Genomic DNA, 6,419 nt, shown 5'->3' with positions numbered 1-6,419 from the left:
CGGCCTGTTCCACAAGAAAATTCACTCTTTGTGGAACAGGCCGAAAAGCCTGTTAAGCGAGAATGGTGCAAGATGTGAGATTTAACAGATGTTAGGAAGAAGGGGGATTCCCGTCTGGTTAGCTAAGAGGCCGATCGCACTAAAATGACTGTACAGTCGCACCCGCGCGCCACAGCTTCCGGGATGTTCCCGTGAATCACCTGCTTCAGCAGCCCTTCACGGCTTGCTCCCAGGACGATCGCATCGCACTGATCGTTCTGAGCCAAATCAATTAAAGCATCAGAAACCGATTTAGCGCAAACCGAAGTCGCTATTATCGAACAGCTAACCCGGCGCTTGATAAACTCCGCTGCTTGCTTTAATTCTCCGCGATCGGGTTCTGCAACAGAAGGCTGATGAACCTGACACAATTTAATCTCCGGTACAGCACTCGCAGCCACCAAAGCCGGTAGTAGCCGCAAAGCCGCAGCTTGCTTGTAACTGCCGCGAATAGGCACCAACCAGCGGTGCAAACCCATCAGCGTGTGCAGTCCCAATTCTGGGGCTGGAATGTCTGAATTCGGCGGGGAAAGTTCAGTCTCTGGATTCGCTGATGAATCTGAGGATATCGCCAATGGGGGATTATCTGCACCCTCAACTTTTTCCGGCTTTAACTCCCATTCGATAGAGGTATATTTCCGCCCGCTGAAAGCGGCGGAAAACTCATTTTTCTGACGTGTTGCTAATAGTTTTTCGCTCCATTTAACCAAAATTACCTCGCAGCCTGCTTGCCGAATTACGGTATCGACCACATCGCCAAAAATGCGTTCTTTTGTGGATAATTCGCCTTGCCAGCCCATCAAAATCAAATCGATATGTCGCTCCTTAATTGTCTCCAAAATCGCGTTAGGCACGTCGTGAGCTACCCGTATTTGGGTGTGTACTGGCAAGTTCAAATTGCGAATAATTCGTTCGGCTTGTTGCAGTAGCCGGCGGCTTTTTGTTGTCCGCACTGTGCTTTCTGAGGGGGAACTGTTGCGCGGTACTAAGATGATTTGCAGGCATTCTAATTCGTAATTACGATCGCGCGCAATCGCCGCCGCCAGCCGCAGCAAAGCGGGTGCTGTTTGGGGGTTGGAAAGCGGCACTAATAATCGGCCGTTTCCGACTTGCGGGGCTCTGGTTTGATAGACAACATAGGAAGGTTCTGGATGCGGGCCCTGGGTTGTTTCTCCGCTGAGGCGATCGGATTCAACTCGGATAATGTCGCTGCGGGTAATAATTCCCACCAAACGCCGGCCTTCTACGACTGGCAAACGGCTGATATTGTAGTTGTTGAGCCTGTACAATACCTCGCTTAAAGTATCCCTTGCTCTGACTGCGATCGGCTGTACAGTCATAAATTCTTTAAGCAGCGAGTTGCCGGACAAATTGCGCTCGCTGGCATTTGCCAAATCGGTTTGACTGACAATTCCGACTAATTTGCCATCTTCAACTACTGGAAATCCTCGGTGGTGCGATCGCGAAAAAGCCTGCATCACTTCATCGAAAGTCAGCAGACTCGAAAGAGTTTCAACTCGGCGCTGCATCACGTCATCTGCGTGCAAGTCGCTCAAAGTATTGCTCGCCGCTTTTGCCTTTGTCAGTTGAATGCCGTTAAACTCCAAAAGGCGAGTATACAGCGAGCCGCTCTCTACCTTTTCTGCCATTAAATAAGCAACTACAGAACAGATCATCAAAGGCAGCACTAATTTGAAATCCGCCGTAATTTCAAACACAATTACTACCGAAGTAATCGGCGCTCTAGTAACCGCGCAAAAAAACGCTCCCATTCCCGCCAAAGCGTAAGTTACCGGCGAACCAACGCCCAGGAAATCTGCCTGCACAATGCCCACCATGTGACCGAGTGCAGAACCCATAACTAGGGAAGGGGAGAACAATCCTCCCGGAGCTCCAGAAGCAGCGGAAATAATTGTTAGAAAAAAGTGAGCTACAAAAGCAATTAAACTCGTTATGCCACTTGCTTCGCCGGTCAGCAGAAACTCACGCAAACCCGTATTGTTACGGAAAGTTTCTGGGAGAAAAGCTATTACTGAACCGCAGATTATGCCAGCTAGAGCCACTCGCGCGGGTAAAGCTAATTTGAGCGATCGCCTGTTAAATTGCAAGCTAGCAATAATCCCTTTCGTGAACAAAGCTCCCAGCAATCCCGCTAAAATTCCTAGCAGTATATAAAACGGGATTTCCTGAGCCTCAAAACTGCTTTGGTACTCGCGAAGGTTCAAATTTAAACTATCGCCGCCCAAAAGCTGCGAGACAACTGCACCGATAAATGAAGCGATAATTGCAGTCCCTAAAGTCAATCCCGAAACGTCGTGCAGCAGTTCTTCAACTACAAACAAAACTCCTGCAATGGGAGCGTTAAAACCAGCAGCCAATCCTGCAGCAGCACCGCAAGCAATCAATTGTCGGCGGTAGTCTGGGGAAGTGGGCATCAAGTGACCTATCCAGCCGGCCAAAGATGCTCCTATTTGCACAGTCGGGCCTTGCCTGCCTAAAGTTAAACCGGAACCAACTGCTAAAATAGTCGTCAGAAGTTTGGCGACTGCTACTCGCAAATCTAAGGAAAGATTGACTCCGCCCAGAGCAGCTTTGACGTGAGGAATGCCACTGCCTGCAGTTTCGGGAGCAAAACGCTCAACCAATAAACCTGTCAGCAACCCGCCCAATAAACCGACACTGGGCAGTAATATCCAAGCTGGGATTAATGTCGAGGTAGCAACTCGCCAACTGCCGAGCCATCCGACTCCTGACTTTAGCAAAACCCCAGCGAGTCCTGAAATTAAACCGATCAGACAAGCTTCAAAAATAGCGAGGCGTTTCGGCCGTAAAAAAAGTTGAGATTTGATGACCCTGGAAGGTTCCCTAAATTGTTTAGGGATAGTAATGTACGGCATAAATAGCGTAGATGACCTGAGAATTATCTGCTCGATCGCACTTTAGCGAAAAATCCTTCGACTTGGCAAAATATAACTAATTTTTAACCGGATGTTCACGCAGATTAACCCTGATTAATTCTATATGTTTATATAGCTAACCTAAATCATTTGTGTAATTCTTGTAGGGGCAATCCGACCCCTACTCCCCGTGGTTGCCCCAAGGTAGGGGTAGGCACGGGGAGTAGGGGTAGCACTACCCCTACATATTGTTACAAATGATTTAGACGCACTATAGAACCCATTTGATATCTTGCGATCGCTCCTAGCAGTCGAAAAGCTCACAGCAGTCGATTTACCATAACAAGTACGGAAGAACTACTTCCCTGATTTGTTGAGACTCACTTTGCTGAGGATTCTTTCGCCCATTTGACCTCTTCAATTCCAGTTACACAACACCCCTCAAAAGTCAACCCTCAACCGCTCTCATCGCCAAAGATCCGACTTTTCCGACTTATCCGACAGGAAGATCCGACTTTTCCGACTTATACAAACAGCCGCCACAAGAAATAATAGAGATAGCGAAAGTCAACCCGCGATCGCTTGGGTTCTATCTGTAGTTGGATATTTGTGAACTGTAACAGGTAATTTTGATTTCCTGGCAATTACTTGAGCGATCGCCACCAATCTATGACAACATCTATCTGAGGGGGGATGCGGGTAGAAGGCGATCTCATCTAATGGCAAATGCGATCGCCTTCTCCACGCATCCCCGATCGCTTTCAGAAACAGTTAAGAAAATTATCAAGAGAGCCTTGTTATGACTGATACATCCGAATTGCTGAAAGACTTAAAAAAAGAGCCCCTATTTCAAGAGCAGTGGTGGCTGTTCAACACAGGACAGAGAGTAGAGAATAATATTGGCACTGCAGGCACTCCCGGTATTGACCTGAATGTACTGCCTTTGTGGCCGTTCTATACGGGTAAGGGTGTCAAAGTAGGCGTCATCGATAACGGTATAGACAAAGATCACCCAGACCTTAAGGATAAATTTAAAGAGGCCTCCGAATCAGATATAGAGAAGATATTGCCGAACTATGCTGGTGACCACGGCACAGCAGCAACAGGCATTATCCTAGCTGGACGCAACAACCTAGGTACAGTGGGTATTGCCTACGACGCAACATTTGGCGGTTATAGATATAAAGATGCACGAAATAGTTTAGAGGCGCAGGCTAAATTCGACGTTTCCAACAATAGCTGGGGCGGCAGCCTTCACTTTGAAACTTCAAGTGGTTATTACACGATTGATAAAGTCCCAGGAAATGAGATCGAAGACGCTGCCAAAAAAGGCCGCAACACATTAGGTACGGTATTTGTCTGGGCCGGAGGAAACGAACGCCAGGATGTTAACCCTGCTCTAACAGGAGCAGCACAGCGGGGGAGAAATGTCAACTCAGGCAATGACGAGAACAGCCGCTATGTAATTGCCGTAGCTGCGATCGACAATAAAGGAGTTGTGGCCCCGTACAGCAATCCGGGTGCACCACTCTTGGTCTCAGCCTTCGGCGACCGGCCCGATAGTATCGCTACCGTCGATCGTACCGGCGAGAATGGCTACAACACAAAGAACAAACCGAATTTTGAAGATACCAACTACACCAACGAGTTTAGCGGCACGTCAGCAGCAGCGCCTATGGTTTCCGGCGTTGCGGCCTTAATCCTGCAAGCCAATCCCAAACTCGGCTACCGCGACGTTCAGGAAATCCTTGCTTACTCAGCCCGCAAAAATGACCCGAATAACGACAAGGCTGACCAAATCATCGGTAAAGACACTTGGACATTCAACGGCGCTAAAAACTGGAACGGTGGTGGACTCCATGTCAATCACGACTACGGCTTCGGATTAGTCGATGCCACAGCAGCAGTGCGTTTGGCTGAAACTTGGCAATTTCGATCTGGAACTGCCAAAGATGAAGCAGCTACTTTGGCCACTGAAAGTAAAGATCGAATCTTCGATGCGGGGCTGACAACACCGCTGGCTATTCCTAATAATAACGGCGAAAACCTTGAGGTAACTTTCAAGGTCGGTAAAGACAAAGACATTAACATCGACAAGCTCGAACTAGACTTGAATATTGAACACGGTCAGTTTCAAGACTTAGTGGTGAAGTTGATCTCTCCTGACGGCACCGAGAGTGTAATGCTCGATCGCGTTCCTTACTACACTGGGTCGATACCGGAGCCAGGGCAAGTCAGTAACAAAGTCATAGATAATGTTTCGTATCGTATTGTCGATGTCGGCAGAGACAAAACTAACAGTAACAAAGGATTCCAAGGCACAACCGTTAACTACACCTTCAGCAGCGCCCGCCACTGGGGAGAAACCGGTCTGGGAAATAAGGGTATTGGGAATTGGAAGCTGATTATTTCGGATAATAGCGATAAAAACGACACCGAAAATACTGGTCAAGCAAACATTTACCGAGACGAAAATAGTAGAGATTACCGAACCAACAATGATAAACAGGAAGAAATCCCGCTCAAAGTGGGAGCTGACCCTACAGACGCTGAAAAAAAATCGCCAACTAAGACCAGCGGCAACAATATCGGCGTACTCAAAGGCGCAACTTTACGGCTGTACGGCGACGAGTTAATTGACGACAACACCTACATCTATACCAACGAGTTCGCAAATTTCACCAATGATGCCGATCAAAAGGAGGCTCTTCGCAAAACTCTCAGCGACACCAACGACGGCAACGACATCATCAACGTTGCCGCCATCACTGACAACGTTATTATCGACCTAGCGCCCAAAGGAGAAAGTAGCCTACCAGGCCGCACAGTTACAGGCAAAAAACTCGTTGCTCAAACCCTCACCATCGCCGACGGCAGCATCATCGAAAATGCCTTTGCTGGCGCAGGAGATGACTCAATAGTCGGCAACGATGCAGCCAACACCCTCTGGGGCGGCCGCGGCAACGACACCCTCGTCGCCTCCGGTAGCGGCGACACCCTCATCGGCTTCAGCTTTGATGGCGACGACACCCTCATCCCCGGTAGCGACTCCCTAGTGGGAAGCACGGGAGACACTACTTACATCCTCGATGCCAAGACAGCCGGAGGCAGCAGAATTAAAAATGTTGGTGGTGTCGCCAATAAATTAATCCTCAACGCCACCCTGACAACAACCCTCCCCGCAGAAGGGCAGAACGGGATGGACAAAATAGGTAACAATTTGCTGATCGACCTCAACGCCGACGGCAAGCTAGAAGTGAATGATGATTTGACCATTGAAGACTTTTTCTTGCCTGGTAGCGGCACCTTCCCAAACGTCGGCAACCTGCTTGGTAGTGACATTCTCCAGGTTTTCACTCCGACAACGCCAACTCCGACAACGCCAACTCCGACAACGCCAACTCCGACAACGCCAACTCCGACAACTCCGACTCCGACAACGCCAACTCCGACAACTCCGACTCCGACAAGTCCAACTCCGAC

3 protein-coding genes are annotated in these 6,419 nt (G+C 48.8%); 2 read left to right on the top strand and 1 reads right to left on the bottom strand.

The window, feature by feature from the left end; genetic code table 11:
- Positions 1-122: 122 nt before the first annotated feature.
- On the bottom strand, positions 123-2,936 hold the full coding sequence (locus QUB24_RS14250) for a chloride channel protein (RefSeq protein WP_333153809.1): 2,814 nt from the start codon (positions 2,934-2,936) through the stop codon (positions 123-125).
- Positions 2,937-3,565: 629 nt separating this feature from the next.
- Here QUB24_RS14250 and QUB24_RS14245 point away from each other — a divergent pair.
- Both QUB24_RS14245 and QUB24_RS14240 read left to right on the top strand, forming a co-directional pair.
- Positions 3,566-3,739, top strand: a complete 174-nt coding sequence (locus QUB24_RS14245) for a hypothetical protein (RefSeq protein ID WP_333153808.1) — start codon at positions 3,566-3,568, stop codon at positions 3,737-3,739.
- Positions 3,736-6,419: S8 family serine peptidase (locus QUB24_RS14240; protein WP_333153807.1), on the top strand; the 2,684-nt coding region annotated here is incomplete at its 3' end. The genes QUB24_RS14245 and QUB24_RS14240, both read left to right, overlap by 4 nt.

Source organism: Microcoleus sp. B9-D4, from assembly GCF_036705105.1.
GTDB lineage: Bacteria > Cyanobacteriota > Cyanobacteriia > Cyanobacteriales > Microcoleaceae > Microcoleus.
This window is presented reverse-complemented; position numbering and strand designations above follow the sequence as displayed.